The organism is Mesorhizobium australicum (assembly GCF_900177325.1).
In the GTDB taxonomy this organism is placed as follows: domain Bacteria; phylum Pseudomonadota; class Alphaproteobacteria; order Rhizobiales; family Rhizobiaceae; genus Mesorhizobium_A; species Mesorhizobium_A australicum_A.
Genome location: NZ_FXBL01000004.1, coordinates 1,854,918 through 1,870,370 on the forward strand (window position 1 = coordinate 1,854,918; position 15,453 = coordinate 1,870,370).

The window sequence follows — 15,453 nt, forward strand, 5'->3', positions numbered from 1 at the left end:
GGATCGCAGCTGACGGACTCCCTGACGGTGCGTCTCCCCATTGCCAAATCCAGTTTCGTTCGATACCGTCAGGGTCTGAGCACCATCTGACGGTCTTTTTTTCTGTCTAACTTGCTGTAATAAAAAGAGATAGCGGCTCGATGGTGCCCGAAAATGGCCTGACGGTCTTTTTTGGAGGCGACAGTCCCGATGTTGACCGATGCAGCCCTTAAGCACCTGAAACCAAAAGACAAAATCTATAAGGTCACGGACCGGGACGGGATGTATGTGCTCGTGACGCCGTCGGGGACCCTCACTTTTCGCCTGGATTACCGTATGAATGGACGGCGCGAGACCGTCACCTTCGGCAAGTACGGGCCGGCTGGACTGTCGCTCGCTCGGGCGCGAGAGCTGTGCATCGACGCCAAGCGGGCAATTAGCGAGGGACGATCGCCCGCGATTGAAAAGCAGCGGGAGAAACGCCGTCTCCTGGAAGCGAAGAGCTTTGGCGAGTTCGGCGAGAAATGGCTGACCACAGCGCAGATGGCGGACAGCACACGCGCAATGCGCCGATCGATCTTCGAACGCGAGCTGCTCCCGCGGTGGCGCAACAGGCTCCTGACCGAGATCACGCCGGACGACCTGCGGGCACATTGCGGTGCCATCGTTGACCGCGGCGCACCGGCGACAGCGATCCACGTTCGCGACATCCTCAAACAGATCTACGGCTTCGCGATTCTGCACGGGGAGAAGGTCGCCAATCCGGCCGACGACGTGGGGCCGGCATCGATCGCGACATTCGTACCAAAAGATCGATCGCTCTCGCCGACCGAGATCAGGGTCATGCTCAAGCTGCTGGAAAAGGTGGCGACTTTGCCGACCATCAGGCTCGGCATGCGCCTCTATCTCCAGACCATGGTGCGCAAAAGCGAACTCCAGGATGCGACTTGGGACGAGATTGATTTTCAAAACGCGGTCTGGACGATTCCGAAGGAGCGGATGAAGCGCTCCAAGGCACACAATGTCTATCTGTCGCGCCAGGTACTGGACATCATGATCGCGTTGAAGACCTGCGCTGGCAATTCCAAGTACCTGCTCCCGTCACGCTATGACGCGGATGCGCCAATGTCGCGGGCGACGTTCAATCGCGTCACCTACGCGGTCGTCGAGCAAGCAAAGAAGGAGGGGCTGCCGCTGGAGCCGTTCACAGTGCACGACCTGCGAAGGACGGGCTCCACGCTGCTCAACGAACTGGGCTTCAACAGCGACTGGATAGAGAAGTGCTTGGCGCACGAGGATGGCCGATCCTCACGCGGCATTTACAACAAGGCGGAGTACGAAGTGCAGCGCCGCCATATGATGCAGGAATGGTCGGACATCGTCGAAGCCTGGGTCGAAGGAAAGAAGCGCATGCCGGTACTCATCCCGCCTTCGATGCCGCTGTTCGCGCCTGACCCGGCTCTCGAACAGGGCGAGTCCGCCGTTGCCTGACGTCGGGCGACTGCGCTCGGGCGATGGGCGCCGATCTGCGCGTGGCCAACCAGGTTTCGACCTCCGCCAGATCCCAGACGACGCAGCGGGGTGAAAGAGCGAAGCGTCGGGGAAACTCTCCGCGCTGCTCCATTTCGTAGATTGTGCTGTCGGCAAGGGGCACGATTTCACGAAGTTGCTGTCGACGTATGGTCCGCTTGATTGGAGTGTCATTTCGGTGAGCCATCATCGTCTCCTCAACTCGTCTACTTGCGGAAATGAACGCGATAGGCCCCGAAAGGGAAGTGAGGAAATTTAGATGTCGGACAGCAGGATACTGTGGCGTACAAGCACCAAGCTGCGAAGCTGCCACTGTGGATCGACCGCGCCGCCAATAGTCTCGTCGGCTCATTCGCCAACGGCATCCGCAAGGACATAGCCGCCGTTCACACCGCCATCTCCTCGCCGTGGTCGAACAGTCCAACCGAAGGTCAGGACGCGGCTCAAGCTGGTCAGACGACAGATGTACGGACGCGCCAAGCTCGATTTGCTCGAGGTCCGACTTATCGGCGCCGCCTGATCCCAACAGCACACCAGAAATGCGACAGGCCCCTTATTCCACGCCGGAACACAGTCACCAAGCCAGCCAGCAATAGCCAGCGTTGCTTCAACGACACGGTTTCGAGCTTCAGCGCGTACTGGGCGATCGCAACGCTTGTGAAGCACCCAAGCGCACAGACAATAGCCAAGGACCGCATCGAAGGTCGTACCGGCGGAGAGGGTAAAGTGCCTCATACTGCACCAGTTCCAACCTGCTCACGAACTTCCCCTCTTCAAGCTTCCCTAAATAGAAGCGTTTGGCAGTGGGTTCTCAGCCGATGGCTCCCTTACGTAATAAGCGGGCCGCTCAAGATTGGGTTGAACGTAAACCTGAGTTCCCTTCTGCAGGCATGTTGGAAAAGCAAGCTTGTTGTGTATAAACCACTCGTCCTTTCGGATATCAAATACAGCAATATTGGTTTCCAGGTCGAAAACCTTATCCTCTCTGAGCATGAATACGGGGAGGTGTGACACCGCGTCATAGACATACAGGATCATCTCGCAATCGCCCGCTCTTGAGAAGTGCGCTTGAGTTGCGAAACCTGAGCGGTTTGGCCGCAGGCAAGGCCCTCAGCTCTCTTTGCGAGCAGAAGCGCCAATAGATCGAGCAACTTCAAGATTGAGGGATTCTCGTTCGCTCCGACATCGGCCTGTTTGAGAGTCTGGGTGGCCCGCTGCACCCACAGCCGCGCCGCCCGGACATTTTCCGGTGACTGCATGTGATCTAATGAACGCAGCGAATTGATAAGCATGTACAATGCGGTAACGCAGGCGTTCTGTCGAATGACTGGACCTATCATCAGTATCGATCCCGAGTACATAGATGATTACTACACTTCTTACTTAGAAAGGAACAGACTCGCGACCTCGCCAACAGAAGCGCGATCCCAAAAGAATTAACAATCGCTTAACGAGCTTCAGTGCAGCGTTCTGCGGCGACACCGATTCTTACGAATTGATCTTCACAAAATGGGCTTCACCCAGTCACAGTCGTGGATGTAGCAACGTCGTTCGACCCTGGGCTTTGAACGGGCGTGAAGCAGGCAATGAGATTGAGCGCGATAGCGAAGTCGCGCGTCTCCTAGGCAGTGTAGACGCTGCCATTGTCTGTCAGCCATTCGAACGGCGCCGTAGCCTGGGCGGTGCAACGCGGGGGCGTATCCGCCAGACCCCGTGGCTTTGATGTTCGAAGTCTGTCGCTGCTGACCTAAGGCTTAAGCATCATGAAGGATTTCCGAATGGGTCCATCTTAAGCGCAAGTCGCACGAGCTCCCGCAGCTTTTCCGTCAGTATCAATGCAGACCGCGGCTTGAGGTCGCCTTGAACGTCCGAGACCACGTATCGCGCCCGCACATAGTCATTGCGCTCGGCGAGCTCGGCCAACCGCCTCAGGGTATCAGGTTTGACAGCGAGGCCGCCCGCCTGTGCGGCGATCGCCATTTCATGGAGGTCGTGCCCCATGTCGCGCAGCACGACGATCGTCGCGCCGTTCGACCGCAGGAAGCACTTCAGATACAGCTCACAGGCGTGGAAACATAGCAGCCGGACCGGTCCGCCGATCCTGATCCTGGGCACTGCCGCCACCGCTTGCGCAGAATGCAGATAGGCATCTGCCAGAAGGAAGATGCCGAAGGGTGTTGCCCCTCGGATTCCGGGATCATATGCGGGAACGACGCCAGCCTGCCGCCCTGGCATCCGCTTCGCTGCAAAACCAGCGCTCGCCGCGCATTGGGCTCACCCGTGTATCGGAATAGTAGGATTGGCCGGGCACATGATAAATGCGTTCGCCGCCGATCGCGATGTTGCCCTTGATGTTGCATCCCGCAGCTAGGCCAAACCGGCCCGCCAGTTGGACGGGCCCGACGAACATCGCCGCGGCGCCCAGGCCCGCCACGGCGGCGGCTATAGCAACCCGTGGCAGCCACGCGGGGTTCTCGTGGTGTCGGTGGACAGCCTTGGGCTGCGTGCCGCCTCGATGTCGCCGGAAGTCGATTACGTTGCCCATGCCGCGCTCCTGGAGGGCATTGGGAACAGACCGATGCCCAACCGTCAATCGGAGGGAATAAAAGGGGGTAAACAAGCTCTGAGTTACCACCGGATCAAAATCTGGGCCGGCGCAACAGCAGCCCGACGAGGCAACCGGCCAACAGGATGGGATTAACCCTTCTGCTTGGATACTGAACCCGAAGAGGTCGATGGCTATCTTGTCCATGCTGAGCCTCCTTGAATGGAATGTGGCATTTTAAGGCGGTCACGAGGGGTGTAGCGTTTTCCGGGGATGGAGCGGGCGAGAAGGCGCCTGCTGCGACCAGCAAGAATGGCGGAAAGCTCGGCTCGGATCACGGAATTGCATGCGTTATGGCTGGCTCGAACTCAGATTCTATTCGCGTGATCCCGCCGCTTCGCCATTGCTGGCGTTGTCTTGTTGATGGCAAGGGGTGCCCTGTACATCTGCCACGTGGCGAGCGTGGGGAGAAAGGGCAAAGGAAGAAGCGGCGAACGCGGGCCGTTTCGCCGCCCGGGAGCCCTTCCGTTGGCCGGGCGAAAGGCACGCCCTAACGTTAGCAATGCGAATTGACCGCCATCTGTTTATGGTCCGCGTGATCTTCACCGTACCGACCGCGGCTAGGCTGGCCAGACTTTCATCGCCAACCGTTTGAAATCCGACACCGCCATGGCACCGCGCTCATTGCGGGAGATCGAGCCGGGTTCGGCAAGCCGAGCAATCACCGCAAGGAAGGGAGCTTCCCATATCTCGACCGGATCGAGTGTGCTGCTGTCGAGCAAGACCAACGTCACCGTATCGCAAGGTCCTTCGGGCTTGATCTGCCCCATGCGCTGCGATTTGCGGCTGAGGGGCCATAGGCGCGGCCCTTGATCTGGATGCGCACGTCGCTGGCCGGTATCCGTCGGATGCCATCGTATCCCTTGGTGCGCGGCGGGGTGAGTTCCAGCCCCATGGTCGTCGCGGCGACGTACTCTGCGACCTCGCCGGTCACGCCCAGCGGCTTGCCGGCAGCGGGTAGTATTCCGCAGCGAGTGGCTTCACAGCTCCCAGGATCTCGCGCACGCGTACCGCTTCGTTCGACATTTCCATGGTCGGAGCATGGGACGCCGCCGTGCAGATCGCAAGCATTCCTACCCGGTGGCCTCGGGGCCTTCATCGTGCCGGGCGGCATCCCCTTCGCGGCTACTCACCGGCAAACGAGCGTGTCGATTGCGGGCAGGTCTCTCCTTTGCGCGATAAGGGGCACGATCTGCGGACCTTCGGGGCAGTCCTGTCGGGGAGGCGCGAGGCCTTGCAACGGCATTCACCGTCTTTGTGCTTCAACCTCGGGATAGAACCCCCAAGCTGTCCGATTAGGCGTTCGAGGCCGACGGCTTGTTATCGCGTCGAGCGTCCATCGGCACCGCTTCCTTATTGCCCTCAAGTCCTAGTCGCTTGAGGAAAAGGTGGCTCGGGAAATCTGCACAGTCAGGACAAATGGATTTATGCGCGAGATCGGCATGATGCCGTGAACAGGAGACCATGAGCAGACGGCCACGCTGGAACCACAGACCGGCCTTCAAGGCGAAAGTGGCGCTTGCCGCGATTAGGGGCGAGAAGATGTTCGCCGAACTGGCCGGGCAGTTTGACGTCCACGCCAATTAGATCATGTCCTGGCCCACGCAGCTTCTGGAAAGGGCAGCCGAAGTCTTCGGTGGCCGCCGCGGCTTTGCGCTCGGCGCCGAGCGCTGGAAAGCCGTCGTCTCGGTGCTCGACGCGTCGGTTTGCGACATGCCGCATATGAGGAAGCTGCTCAACGAGCCCGGCATATTCTCCGTCTACGAGCCAACGTGAGCGTCTGCAGTTTCGAGAATGTGTCGACGCGACATGCGGTCGAGAGTTTCGACTGCGGGGAAGAGGCGCTCGACCGGCTTCTGACTCGTTTCGCCTTCGCCAACAGCTAAGACAACGCTTCACAGACGATTTCGCGCTGGCCGATGACGCGATCGTACGCCGGCCGTCGGCGAGGTGCGGGACGACGAAGCCCCGGAGCGTCTGCCCAAGGGTCTCGCCGTCATTCCGTGCCGATCAGATTGCTTGCCCGCCTTGCCGCTCATCGCCAATGGCAGGGGTGTCGGTGCTGGCCTGCCGCGCGATGCCGTCCTGCGCACGCATCAGGCCGCCTAGTTTGCCGGCATCCGGGGCTCGCAGTTCATGCCAAGGGCGATGCGGGGCGCGTCTTCTATAGCCGCCTCGATACGTGGAATCGCTTACCGATCCGCTGCATTTCTTCAAGCTGATCAAGGATGTGCGCGGCTAGTAGCCTCCCTTTCCGAACATCACTGGTTTGTGATCGAGTCCGCGACGATGTGCGGCGACGGATTGAATCCGAAAAGGGGCTGCCGCGCTAACCGACGGCACCCGGCCACCGGATACCCGACAGGCCGGAGATATTCCAGTTTCTCGCAATTGCCTGAACGGCGATATTGCGTCCCGACAGATAGCCGTCTATCGGAACGACGCCCTACCGACTGTATCTTTATCTCAAGGGACGACGGGAGTTCTTGCTGTGAACGAGCACATGGAGCGTGACCAGATAACTTCGCTCACCGCCGACATCGTGTCGGCTTACGTTTCCAACAATCCCGTGCCTGCTGGAGAGCTGGCCAACCTTATTGGCAATGTCCACAAATCGCTGGTCGCCGTGTCCGCGGGCGCACAGGACGCACCCGCCGAACCGCAAAAGCCGGCCGTCCCGGTGAAGAAGTCCGTCCATGACGACTACATCGTCTGCCTGGAGGACGGGAAGAAATTCAAGTCGCTGAAGCGCCACCTCAACGTCCACTACGGCATGACCCCGGACGAGTATCGCGTCAAATGGGGCCTGCCGACCGACTACCCAATGGTGGCGCCCAACTATGCCGCGCAGCGCTCGGAACTGGCAAAGAAGCTCGGCCTCGGACGCAAGAAATCCGTGCCCGCGCCGACACCGGCGAAGCGCGGCCGCAAGAAGGCCATCGCAGGCGCCTGACCGAGATCTTCGCCCGCATTCCGTTCCGATCATGATCTTTGCCCGTCCTGCCGCTCTCCGCCAGCGACAGGACAAGGATCATCGGCGCCGGGCTCATCGTGCATAATGCTGTCCTGCGCATGCTCCAGGCCGCCAATATTCGGCACGTCCGCTCGCGGGCCACGCGAAGGAAGACACGGCGCGTTCGTTCTGTTGTCGTCGACGTCACCTAAGTCGCCCACCGACCCGCTACATCTTCTTCGCTCTGATCAAGGTTCCGTGTAGCCTTTGGCATTCGCCCGTCGATGCGGGTTCCTCCGGAAGCCGTCGCTCTGATCGCGCTGGTCATTCTCCTGTCGCCGTTCTGATCTGAGCCCCACCATCAGGGGCCTTCTTCGGGCTGTGCTGGCAGGGCGCTTTCGCCCTCGCAACGGCATACGCCGTCTTTCCGCGTTGCCCGCCCCTTCGGGGTGCAAGGGCGCTCTCCCCCTGCCTTTCCGGACGCCATCAGGCCGCGGTGGTCGCGGCCGACAAGCGAAAGGAGAACAATCATGGCCCGCGCCCAGCAGAAATTCGACGTCCATCAGGAGATCACGAACCGCATCGTAGCCGCGCTCGAAACCGCCGGCGAATTCCAGCTTCCCTGGATCCGCAACAAGGGCGGCTCGGTGAAGCGCCCCGTCAACATCGCCAGCGCAAAAGCCTACAACGGCGTCAACATCGTCTCGCTGTGGGTGAGCGCGCAGGCGAGCGACTACCCCTCAAATCTCTGGGGCACCTACCTCCAGTGGCAGGAGCGTGGCTGCCAGGTCCGCCGCGGCGAGAAATCGTCGCTGGTTGTCGTCTACAAGAAGCTGGAATTCGTCGAGACTAACGAGAAGACCGGCGAGAGCGTGAACGCCGAGCGGCTGATGGCGCGGGCGAGCTTCGTGTTCAACGCGGCGCAGATCGACGGTTTCAACACCGCCTCGACCGAGCCGCTTCCCGACGAACCCACCTTCGATCCGATCGCGCGGGCCGAAGCCTTCGCCAGGGCCACGGGCGCGAAGATCGAGGAGGGCGGCGACCGCGCCTGTTATATCCCCTCACTTGACATCATCCGCATGCCGGCCCGGAAGCGCTTCACCGGCACTGAGACCACGACACCTGCGGAAGGGTACTACTCGACCCTCTGTCACGAACTGGTTCACTATTCGGGCGCGAAGCACCGGCTCGACCGCGATCTGACCGGCCGCTTTGGCACCGAGAGCTATGCCGTCGAGGAGCTCGTCGCCGAACTCGGCGCGGCGTTCCTGTGTGGCGACCTCGGCATCACGCCCGAACCCCGCGTCGACCATGCCCAATACATCGCGAGCTGGCTCAAAACCCTCAAGGACGACAAGAAGGCCGTGTTCACCGCGGCGTCGAAGGCGTCGGAAGCCGCGAACTGGCTCCTTGCCCAGGGTGGATGATACCAGCGGGAAAGATCATTCGCCGTCTATTACGTTCGCGCGCAGAATTGTTCGCGCCGGATGGGATTTCATATTGCCAACCCGTTTCTGCCGCTTCAGGATTTGCGCTGAGAAAGCCCGCCACTTTCGGCTACCGCAACCGTTGGCCCAAAAGCGCGCCGGTCGCCTGCATTCTGAAAGAGCATGTCGTTGTGAATAACGGCGAATTCCTGAGCGAGGTCGCCCGGACCATCCGCTGGATCGAAACCCTCCCAAGCCAGGACCAGACCTATTCCCTGGCGTATAAGCTCGTCGCGGAACGTCCTGGCGCGTTCGCCGAAGCCGTCTTGCAGGGGCTTTCCGAACGCCGGCGCCGCAATCTTCGCCTGGCCGTCACGCTCGCCGGCGTTCCGCGCCTTCGGTTGACGGTGGCATCGGCAGGAAGTCGCTGAACCAGCCGGCGATCCCGGAACTACGGATCATCTTTTCAAGCGCTGCCGGTTTGACCGACTGCTCGCCGAACCAGGGATATTTGTCGGCGTCGAAGCAGTCGCCGAGCCAGCCCAGCAGCCGCCGGTGGCGGGCCGACTTCTGCAGTTCCGGGTGTATCGCGATCCAGATCGGGACCTTGAGCGCGAACCCCACATCGACATGTTCAAGCCTCGCTCCGACGAGGCGGGCATAGTTGGGCAACGCGCCGATCCCGCCGCCACGCGCGACGGCCCAATAGTGCGCCGACGAGAAGTTGGTTTTCAGGAGCGCGATGCGCTCCTGTGAAGCTGGCCCGAAGATCTGGTCGAGCGGATATTGTCGGAGCTGTTCGGTCTCCTGTTCGATGATCCGGTGTGACGCCCGCATTCCCCGCTGAGGGCAGGTCGCATCAGGGAGTTTCTGCTCGCCACGAGCGTAACGTAAAATTCCCTGCCGAGCCGGTTAATTGATTTGAAATATAGATCTGACAGTTTGAAGACAACTCGCCGAGGGAAACAGCAATCGGCGAATCCTTTGAGCTCGACCGGTCCCTAAAACCGCGTCGGGCTTTTCTTTGCAGGACGCTGGATTTGGCTGATCGAGAGGTGAACAGAGGTAGGGCGCAAACAAGATTGCGCTGGATAGATGTTACGATCATCGCGTTTATGATCTGCGGCGCGGCGCTGCCTGTGATAGCTACGCTTTCCACCATATCTTCGATCGGGTCTGCGAGGAGAACGGCATCGAGAACAGGCTGACCAAGATCAAGCATCCCTGGACGAACGGACAGGTGGAACGGATGAACCGGACCATCAAGGAGGCCACCGTCAAACGCTTCCACTACGACGACCACGGCCAGTTGCGTCGGCATCCTCAGGACTTCATCGACGTGTACAACTTCGGCCGCAGGCTCAAGACCCTAAACGGCCTCACGCTATGCGAGCCCATCTGCAAACGATGGACTTCAGAGCCCGATCGATTCATCATCGATCCAATCCATCAAATGCCGGGACTGAACACTTAGAGCGCCTGATCGCGAGGGCATGACGCTGATTGAGCGACAGAACGCTTTCAAACTTGTGCGCGACCAGGCCGCAGATCACGAGGAGCGCCACGTTGGCAAGGCTTGGTTCCCGCGCAGCGGATTGAAGGTCAACCATCGCAATCTGACCTCGGCGATAATCGACAGCCGCGATTTCCCGATCGCGAAGAGGCGCGCCGACCAGGAGGTGCTCCTGCCGCCCGGACCGAAGATCGTCGTGACCGGCGGGCTCGACTTCGATGACCACCTGCTGATCTGGGCCAGACTCGACCAGGTCCATGCGAAGCACCCCGACATGGTGCTCATTCACGGTAGGTCGCCGAACGGCACCGAGAAGATCGCATCCCTTTGGGCGAGAAATCGCAATGTCCCGCAGATCGGCTTTGCGTCCAACTGGACCAAGTACAGCCGCGCCGCACCATTCAAGCGCAACGACCAGATGCTGGAAATCCTGCCAAAGGGCGTGACGCACTTCCCTGGTACCGGCATCAACGACAACCTCGCCGACAAGGCCAGGAAGCTCGGCATTCCGGTCTGGCGTGTCGGCTGTGTGTGAGCGCCGCCTATCTGCGCCAGTCAATGGCCATGAAGAAGCTTCATCAGGCGACCAGAAAGGAAGTGCGCTCCATTTCTTCACTCCTCGATCATCTCGCGTCGACATGCCGACCATCGAGGGACGCCCCCAGCCACCGCGTCTTGGCCGGCGCCGAGATCGGCCCGGTCGGGCTAGCGTGGTAGCGAGACGCGCGGCTGGTCTGGACCACTTCGTCGTGCAGAAGGCCTTCCAACGGCGTCTCGAAAATATTGCGAAACACAATATAATAGCAATATAGATTGACAAGACAGGAGGCTTGTGGTGTATGCCCTCGCCGGCTTCCAGCGCGCCAACGCCCGGCCGGCTGAAGTTCAAACGAGGGAGGAGTGATATGAGCGTCTCGATCGTGACAAGGATAGCGTTGCTCGGGATGGCGGCGGCCGCACTCATGGTTGGAAGCGGCGCTGGCGGCGCCTATGCCGAAACGACCAAAGAGCGCGTCCTGCGGGAAGGCAGGATCGTCATTGGTATTCACAACCGCTCGCCTTGGGGCTTTCGCGACGACAAGACCGGCGAACCAACGGGATGGCATCCTGATATCCTAAAAGCCGCATTCGCCGACCTGGGCGTCAAGAACCTCGAATTCCAGGTAACCGAGTTTGGAGCCCTGATCCCGGGCCTCCTCGCGGGCCGCTTCGACGCCGTGGCATCGGGTCTCGCGATCACACCTGAGCGCTGCAAGCAGGTGGCCTTCGGCGCGCCGGACCTGCAGGCCCCGGACGCGGCGATCGTGCTGGCCGGCAATCCGAAGGAGATTCACGGCTATGCTGACATCGCCGCCCATGAAGAGATCATCATGGGCGCCGGACGCGGCAGCGTTGTCACCACCAACGCCAAGGCGGCCGGTGTGCCCGAGAGCCGCATGCTTTTGTTTCCGGATATCGAGTCGAATCTCTCCGCCCTGCGTGCCGGCCGCATAGACACCGCCCTTATGGCGTCGCCGACGGTCATCGGCCTTTTGGCGGGGAAGGGCGCAGAGGGGCTCGAACGTGCAGCGCCGTTCGACGTCGGACAAGCGCATACCAACTTCGCGGCGATCGCCTTCCGAAAGGAAGATGTCGATCTGCGCGCCGTCTACGATGAACAGCTTGCCAAGCTGAAACCCACCGAGACGTTCGCCGCCATCATGAAAAAATACGGCTTCGGCGCTCCGGAAGCCGTTCCTCCCGGTGTCACCACCGCCGACCTCTGCAACAGACAGCCATAGGCATGCAGATGAGCCTGTTCGACATCTGGCTGGGCATCCTGGAAGGGCTTGGTACCACCGCCGCGGTCACTGCCTATGGCCTGGTCTTCGCCGTCCCATTTGCGCTGGCGTTTGGCGTCGCTCAATATCTTACGCGCGGCGTCGCCCGACTGCTGGTCACGGTCGTCATCGAGTTCTGGCGCAGCTCCGCCGTCATCATCCTGCTGTTCGTCTTCTACTACGCGCTGCCTGTCGTCGGCGTCACCTTGTCGGCCCTGACGGTCAGCGCCATGGTTCTTGGTCTCAACGCCGGCGGCTATGCCAGCCAGGCGGTGCGCGCCGGTCTCCAGGCGCTCCCGTCGGGCCAGAGGGAGGCCGGCGCAGCCCTTGGCCTGTCGCGTCCGGCAATCCTTCTACTGATAGAATTGCCGCAGGCTCTGGTCGCGATGAGTCCGACCTTCGTCAACACGCTGATCCAGCTGGTGAAGGCGACGGCTCTGGTATCGCTCGTGACGCTGACCGACATGACCTTCCGTGCCAAGGAAATCGCGCAGGTCGAGAACAATCCTGTTGCGATCTACACGGCACTGCTCCTCGCCTTCTTCGTCGTTTGCTATCCGATCACGCTTGCCGGACGCTGGCTGGAGGCGCGGATTGTTTCACCAGGGAGCCGCGCCAATGGGATTTGATCTGGCTTTCGCCGTGTCCAGCCTGCCACGGATTCTAAGCGCGGCCGGAACGACCCTTGGTGTCGCGCTCGTCAGTTGCGTAGGGGCCGCTGCAATCGGCTTCTTCTTTGAGATGGTGCGCCGCGCCGGTGGGATTGCCGGCATCGCGATCGGCTTCGTGATCGACTTCATCCGGTCGACGCCTGTGCTGGCCTGGCTCTACTTTCTCTATTTCGTTCTACCCTTCTACGGCGTCCGCCTCGGCTCGATGACAGTCGGTATCCTAGGCCTCAGCCTCTATTACAGCGGCTATCTGGCCGAGGTTTTCAAAGCGGGGATCGACGCCATCCCGAAGGGTCAGCAGGAAGCGGCCCGGGCGCTGTCCTTGGGCCGGCGCGATACCGTCATCTATGTGATTGCGCCCCAAATGCTGCGCAACATTGCCGCCCCACTGGGCAACTACTTCGTCTCGATCCTCAAGGCGACGCCGTATCTGGCGGTACTGGCTGTTCCCGAAATGCTCGGACGCGCTTTCGACATCGCTTCCGAAACCTATCGCTACGCTGAGCCGCTGAGCGTGGCCGCGCTGATCTTCCTGGCGCTCGCCCTGGTCATTTCCCATGGCGTCAAGCGGCTGGAGCGGCGGCTGCTTGCAGTCGGCACACGATAGATCACGAAAACTCAGGTCAAGCCATGCTCGCACATTCGGAAATCATCGTCGGCATCGAGGGCCTCAACAAATGGTTTGGCGCGCTCCACGTGCTGAACGACATCGATCTCGACGTGGCAAGCGGCGCGCGCGTCGTCGTGTGCGGCCCGTCAGGCTCGGGGAAATCGACCCTCATCCGCTGTATCAACGGTCTCGAGAGCTACCAGGAGGGGACACTTCGCCTCGCGGGAACGACGCTCGGCCTTAATGGCCGTGAGACGGCCGCCGCGCGCCGCCAGACCGGCATGGTGTTCCAGAGTTTCAACCTGTTTCCGCACCTGACCGTGCTGTCCAACTGCACGCTGGCCCTACGCCGTGTCACCGGCAGAAGCCGCAGCGAGGCCGAGGACATCGCCATGGCGCATCTGGAAAAGGTCAGGATTCCGGAGAAAGCCATGTCATATCCCGCGCAACTCTCGGGAGGTCAGCAGCAGCGTGTGGCGATCGCGCGCGCGCTCTGCCTCAATCCCCGCATCATGCTCTTTGACGAACCGACATCGGCGCTCGATCCGGAAATGATCAAGGAGGTGCTGGACGTCATTGTCGCACTTGCCCGCGACGGCATGACGATGGTCTGCGTCACCCATGAGATGGGCTTCGCCCGTGAAGTGGCCGACCAGGTCGTCTTCATGGACGGCGGGCGTATCCTCGACCGCGCGCCGGCGCGCGACTTCTTCGGCGCATCCGGGCATCCCCGCTCGCGCCTGTTCCTGGAAACGATCCTGAAGCATTGAGGAAGCGTCGATGACGGGGTACACACAGGTTTGGTCGCCGCTCGACTTCGAGGCGGATGGAAAACAATGTGATTGGCTGCGCGCACCCTATTCGACGGACCTGTCGGGCTATGGCGTGGTGCCGATCCCCATCGTGTGCATCAGGAACGGCAAGGGTCCCACGGCCCTTCTCATGGCTGGCAGCCATGGCGACGAATATGAAGGACAGGTCGCGCTTGCCGCCCTGGCTCGTGAAGTCGACCCGGCCGATGTGAGGGGCCGGATCATCATCCTGCCCGCACTCAACGCGCCCGCCGTCGAGGCCGGTCGGCGCGTCTCGCCGCTTGACGAGGGCAACCTCAACAGATCCTTCCCGGGAGATTCGGTTGGTGGACCGACTGCGATGATTGCGCATTACGTCACCACGGTTCTCCTCCCCATGGCGGACCTTGCCATCGACCTCCACGCAGGCGGACGATCATGTGACTACCTGCCATGCGCCCTGATCAGAAGCGGAGGAACCGAGAAGGAGCAACGCGAGCTTGCCGACCTCGCGGCCGCATTCGGCGCCCCGGTCACTTCCATCAGCGACGGTTCCGGAGGCGGCGGCAGGACCACGTTCTCGGCAGTCGGCCAAGGTCGTGGGGTGCCTGTCCTCACTGCCGAGCTCGGCGGCCGCGCAGCCCTGTCGCGCGAGGGGCTGGCCATCGCCGAACGGGGACTGCGGCGGGTCCTGAAGCGGTATGGTATACTGCCTGACATCGAGACCGACGCTGCTACGCCGACTCGTTTCATGCGGGTCCGGGGTCGCGGGGCTTTCGTCTACGCCGTGCGCAAGGGTTTGTTTGAACCGGCGGTCGATCTTGGCGCGGTCGTGCAAGCTTGTGAGCTTGCGGGTGTCATCCATGCCGTCGATCGGCCATGGCAGACGCCGGAGCCGGTCGCGTTCACCGAGCACGGGATGGTTGCCTGCCGCCGCGCGCCCACGCTCACCGTGCCGGGCGATTGCCTTTACAAGCTCCTCGTCGACGTCGATCCCTGCTGATCAATGCAAAGGCGCTGGATCGGAGCAATCATGATTCTTTGACGCCCAAACCGGCCCTCGACAATCTGTCCCGTGGGCGTCAGTCCGCAGGCAAGGTTCAGGTGGAGCGCCGCGAGATTGTCGACGTTCACGCTCGACATGACATGTGTGATGGCCGGCCGCTCTCGTGCGATCCATTGTGCGGCGAGGCGGATGGCGGCCTTTCCGTAGCCGCGGCCCTGGAGGTGCCTGTCGATCCGCAGGTTGTTCAACGTCATGCAGCCTTTTTCCGCCCAGGCGGGCAGGGCTGCCTCTTCGCGTGCGACGATGAATCCCACGACCCTGTCGCCATCGACAACCGCAAAGGCATGCTGGCGGGGCGGCGAGGCTCGCAGTTGATCGAAGACATCGCTGATGGGTCCGCCGGAATAGGACTCCGTGTCAGGATCAACGGTGATGCCGGCGACAAGAGTTTGATCATCGAGACTGATCGGGCGCAACGAGACTGCCATCTGACCCACCTCCAAGCGACAAGCCGATGCCAGTCTGGCATCCCCTCTTGCTGGCCG

The 15,453-nt window shown here is 61.3% G+C and carries 18 protein-coding genes and 4 pseudogenes; 14 read left to right on the forward strand and 8 right to left on the reverse strand.

Annotation, left to right across the window (positions count from 1 at the left end; genetic code table 11):
- Positions 1–189: 189 nt before the first annotated feature.
- The gene (locus B9Z03_RS11365; protein WP_085464316.1) at positions 190–1,470 is read left to right on the forward strand and encodes a tyrosine-type recombinase/integrase; all 1,281 of its coding nucleotides are present in this window, start codon (positions 190–192) and stop codon (positions 1,468–1,470) included.
- Here B9Z03_RS11365 and B9Z03_RS11370 read toward each other — a convergent pair.
- Entirely contained in the window at positions 1,400–1,696 is a 297-nt protein-coding gene (locus B9Z03_RS11370; RefSeq protein ID WP_085467609.1) for a helix-turn-helix transcriptional regulator, read from the reverse strand. The genes B9Z03_RS11365 and B9Z03_RS11370 overlap by 71 nt on opposite strands.
- A gap of 119 nt (positions 1,697–1,815) precedes the next feature.
- Here B9Z03_RS11370 and B9Z03_RS11375 point away from each other — a divergent pair.
- A pseudogene (locus tag B9Z03_RS11375) lies at positions 1,816–2,029 on the forward strand (ISL3 family transposase); the annotation flags it as partial.
- A gap of 514 nt (positions 2,030–2,543) precedes the next feature.
- Here B9Z03_RS11375 and B9Z03_RS11385 read toward each other — a convergent pair.
- The 5 genes from B9Z03_RS11385 to B9Z03_RS30015 all read right to left on the reverse strand — a co-directional run bounded on the left by B9Z03_RS11385 (position 2,544) and on the right by B9Z03_RS30015 (position 5,048).
- Positions 2,544–2,849 carry a hypothetical protein gene (locus B9Z03_RS11385; RefSeq protein WP_176247491.1) on the reverse strand — a complete coding sequence of 102 codons (306 nt, stop codon included), beginning with the start codon at positions 2,847–2,849 and terminating at the stop codon, positions 2,544–2,546.
- 421 nt (positions 2,850–3,270) lie between these two features.
- Entirely contained in the window at positions 3,271–3,744 is a 474-nt protein-coding gene (locus B9Z03_RS11390; RefSeq protein WP_176247492.1) for a HEPN domain-containing protein, read from the reverse strand.
- Positions 3,707–4,261, reverse strand: a complete 555-nt coding sequence (locus B9Z03_RS30490; RefSeq protein ID WP_348529009.1) for a sunset domain-containing protein — start codon at positions 4,259–4,261, stop codon at positions 3,707–3,709. The genes B9Z03_RS11390 and B9Z03_RS30490 overlap by 38 nt, the downstream gene beginning before the upstream one ends.
- Before the next feature lie 413 nt (positions 4,262–4,674).
- A complete protein-coding gene (locus B9Z03_RS30010) occupies positions 4,675–4,836 on the reverse strand; it encodes a hypothetical protein (protein ID WP_210191363.1) in 162 nt (53 codons plus the stop codon).
- Between the two features lie 8 nt (positions 4,837–4,844).
- A complete protein-coding gene (locus B9Z03_RS30015) occupies positions 4,845–5,048 on the reverse strand; it encodes a hypothetical protein (RefSeq protein WP_210191364.1) in 204 nt (67 codons plus the stop codon).
- Positions 5,049–5,578: 530 nt separating this feature from the next.
- Between B9Z03_RS30015 and B9Z03_RS11405 the strand changes: the two are divergent.
- From B9Z03_RS11405 to B9Z03_RS29370, 5 genes and pseudogenes are all read left to right on the forward strand, one after another.
- Positions 5,579–5,698 (forward strand): annotated as a pseudogene (locus tag B9Z03_RS11405) (IS3 family transposase); the annotation flags it as partial.
- 6 nt (positions 5,699–5,704) lie between these two features.
- Positions 5,705–5,890: a type II toxin-antitoxin system TacA family antitoxin gene (locus tag B9Z03_RS11410; protein WP_085464320.1), complete on the forward strand. Its 186-nt coding sequence runs from the start codon at positions 5,705–5,707 to the stop codon at positions 5,888–5,890.
- A 727-nt stretch (positions 5,891–6,617) separates the two neighbouring features.
- Positions 6,618–7,067: a Ros/MucR family transcriptional regulator gene (locus B9Z03_RS11420; protein ID WP_085464321.1), complete on the forward strand. Its 450-nt coding sequence runs from the start codon at positions 6,618–6,620 to the stop codon at positions 7,065–7,067.
- Positions 7,068–7,597: 530 nt separating this feature from the next.
- Positions 7,598–8,497 (forward strand): ArdC family protein, encoded by a 900-nt coding sequence (locus B9Z03_RS11425; RefSeq protein WP_085464322.1) that lies wholly within the window; start codon positions 7,598–7,600, stop codon positions 8,495–8,497.
- Between the two features lie 47 nt (positions 8,498–8,544).
- On the forward strand, positions 8,545–8,928 hold the full coding sequence (locus tag B9Z03_RS29370; RefSeq protein ID WP_139832232.1) for a hypothetical protein: 384 nt from the start codon (positions 8,545–8,547) through the stop codon (positions 8,926–8,928).
- Here B9Z03_RS29370 and B9Z03_RS11430 read toward each other — a convergent pair.
- A complete protein-coding gene (locus B9Z03_RS11430) occupies positions 8,870–9,334 on the reverse strand; it encodes a hypothetical protein (RefSeq protein WP_085464323.1) in 465 nt (154 codons plus the stop codon). The two genes, B9Z03_RS29370 and B9Z03_RS11430, sit on opposite strands and share 59 nt — an antisense overlap.
- A 304-nt stretch (positions 9,335–9,638) precedes the next feature.
- Here B9Z03_RS11430 and B9Z03_RS11435 point away from each other — a divergent pair.
- From B9Z03_RS11435 to B9Z03_RS11465, 7 genes and pseudogenes are all read left to right on the forward strand, one after another.
- A pseudogene (locus B9Z03_RS11435) lies at positions 9,639–9,971 on the forward strand (integrase core domain-containing protein); the annotation flags it as partial.
- Positions 9,972–9,984: 13 nt separating this feature from the next.
- A pseudogene (locus tag B9Z03_RS11440) lies at positions 9,985–10,545 on the forward strand (DUF2493 domain-containing protein); the annotation flags it as partial.
- Positions 10,546–10,915: 370 nt separating this feature from the next.
- Complete coding sequence (gene ehuB / locus B9Z03_RS11445; protein WP_085464324.1) at positions 10,916–11,791, forward strand: ectoine/hydroxyectoine ABC transporter substrate-binding protein EhuB; 876 nt, start codon at positions 10,916–10,918, stop codon at positions 11,789–11,791.
- Positions 11,792–11,799: 8 nt separating this feature from the next.
- Positions 11,800–12,459, forward strand: a complete 660-nt coding sequence (locus B9Z03_RS11450; RefSeq protein WP_085467611.1) for an amino acid ABC transporter permease — start codon at positions 11,800–11,802, stop codon at positions 12,457–12,459.
- Positions 12,449–13,108: an ectoine/hydroxyectoine ABC transporter permease subunit EhuD gene (ehuD, locus tag B9Z03_RS11455; RefSeq protein WP_085464325.1), complete on the forward strand. Its 660-nt coding sequence runs from the start codon at positions 12,449–12,451 to the stop codon at positions 13,106–13,108. The genes B9Z03_RS11450 and ehuD overlap by 11 nt, the downstream gene beginning before the upstream one ends.
- A gap of 23 nt (positions 13,109–13,131) precedes the next feature.
- Positions 13,132–13,881: an amino acid ABC transporter ATP-binding protein gene (locus tag B9Z03_RS11460; protein ID WP_085464326.1), complete on the forward strand. Its 750-nt coding sequence runs from the start codon at positions 13,132–13,134 to the stop codon at positions 13,879–13,881.
- A gap of 10 nt (positions 13,882–13,891) precedes the next feature.
- Positions 13,892–14,905 carry a succinylglutamate desuccinylase/aspartoacylase family protein gene (locus B9Z03_RS11465; protein WP_085464327.1) on the forward strand — a complete coding sequence of 338 codons (1,014 nt, stop codon included), beginning with the start codon at positions 13,892–13,894 and terminating at the stop codon, positions 14,903–14,905.
- On the opposite strand, the gene B9Z03_RS11470 is transcribed toward B9Z03_RS11465, so the two are convergent.
- The gene (locus B9Z03_RS11470; RefSeq protein ID WP_085464328.1) at positions 14,872–15,396 is read right to left on the reverse strand and encodes a GNAT family N-acetyltransferase; all 525 of its coding nucleotides are present in this window, start codon (positions 15,394–15,396) and stop codon (positions 14,872–14,874) included. The two genes, B9Z03_RS11465 and B9Z03_RS11470, sit on opposite strands and share 34 nt — an antisense overlap.
- Positions 15,397–15,453 lie beyond the last annotated feature (57 nt).

What these genes read in the sequence shown, in the direction of transcription:
- B9Z03_RS11410 (WP_085464320.1), top strand. Translation starts at nt 5,705, where the DNA reads ATGTCCTGGCCCACGCAGCTTCTGGAAAGGGCAGCCGAAGTCTTCGGT.
- B9Z03_RS11370 (WP_085467609.1), bottom strand. Translation starts at nt 1,696, where the DNA reads ATGGCTCACCGAAATGACACTCCAATCAAGCGGACCATACGTCGACAG.
- ehuB (WP_085464324.1), top strand. Translation starts at nt 10,916, where the DNA reads ATGAGCGTCTCGATCGTGACAAGGATAGCGTTGCTCGGGATGGCGGCG.
- B9Z03_RS11465 (WP_085464327.1), top strand. Translation starts at nt 13,892, where the DNA reads ATGACGGGGTACACACAGGTTTGGTCGCCGCTCGACTTCGAGGCGGAT.
- B9Z03_RS11365 (WP_085464316.1), top strand. Translation starts at nt 190, where the DNA reads ATGTTGACCGATGCAGCCCTTAAGCACCTGAAACCAAAAGACAAAATC.
- B9Z03_RS11385 (WP_176247491.1), bottom strand. Translation starts at nt 2,849, where the DNA reads ATGATAGGTCCAGTCATTCGACAGAACGCCTGCGTTACCGCATTGTAC.
- B9Z03_RS11450 (WP_085467611.1), top strand. Translation starts at nt 11,800, where the DNA reads ATGAGCCTGTTCGACATCTGGCTGGGCATCCTGGAAGGGCTTGGTACC.
- B9Z03_RS11420 (WP_085464321.1), top strand. Translation starts at nt 6,618, where the DNA reads ATGGAGCGTGACCAGATAACTTCGCTCACCGCCGACATCGTGTCGGCT.
- B9Z03_RS30490 (WP_348529009.1), bottom strand. Translation starts at nt 4,261, where the DNA reads ATGGACAAGATAGCCATCGACCTCTTCGGGTTCAGTATCCAAGCAGAA.
- B9Z03_RS11425 (WP_085464322.1), top strand. Translation starts at nt 7,598, where the DNA reads ATGGCCCGCGCCCAGCAGAAATTCGACGTCCATCAGGAGATCACGAAC.
- B9Z03_RS11470 (WP_085464328.1), bottom strand. Translation starts at nt 15,396, where the DNA reads ATGGCAGTCTCGTTGCGCCCGATCAGTCTCGATGATCAAACTCTTGTC.
- B9Z03_RS11390 (WP_176247492.1), bottom strand. Translation starts at nt 3,744, where the DNA reads ATGCCAGGGCGGCAGGCTGGCGTCGTTCCCGCATATGATCCCGGAATC.
- B9Z03_RS11460 (WP_085464326.1), top strand. Translation starts at nt 13,132, where the DNA reads ATGCTCGCACATTCGGAAATCATCGTCGGCATCGAGGGCCTCAACAAA.
- B9Z03_RS11430 (WP_085464323.1), bottom strand. Translation starts at nt 9,334, where the DNA reads ATGCGGGCGTCACACCGGATCATCGAACAGGAGACCGAACAGCTCCGA.
- ehuD (WP_085464325.1), top strand. Translation starts at nt 12,449, where the DNA reads ATGGGATTTGATCTGGCTTTCGCCGTGTCCAGCCTGCCACGGATTCTA.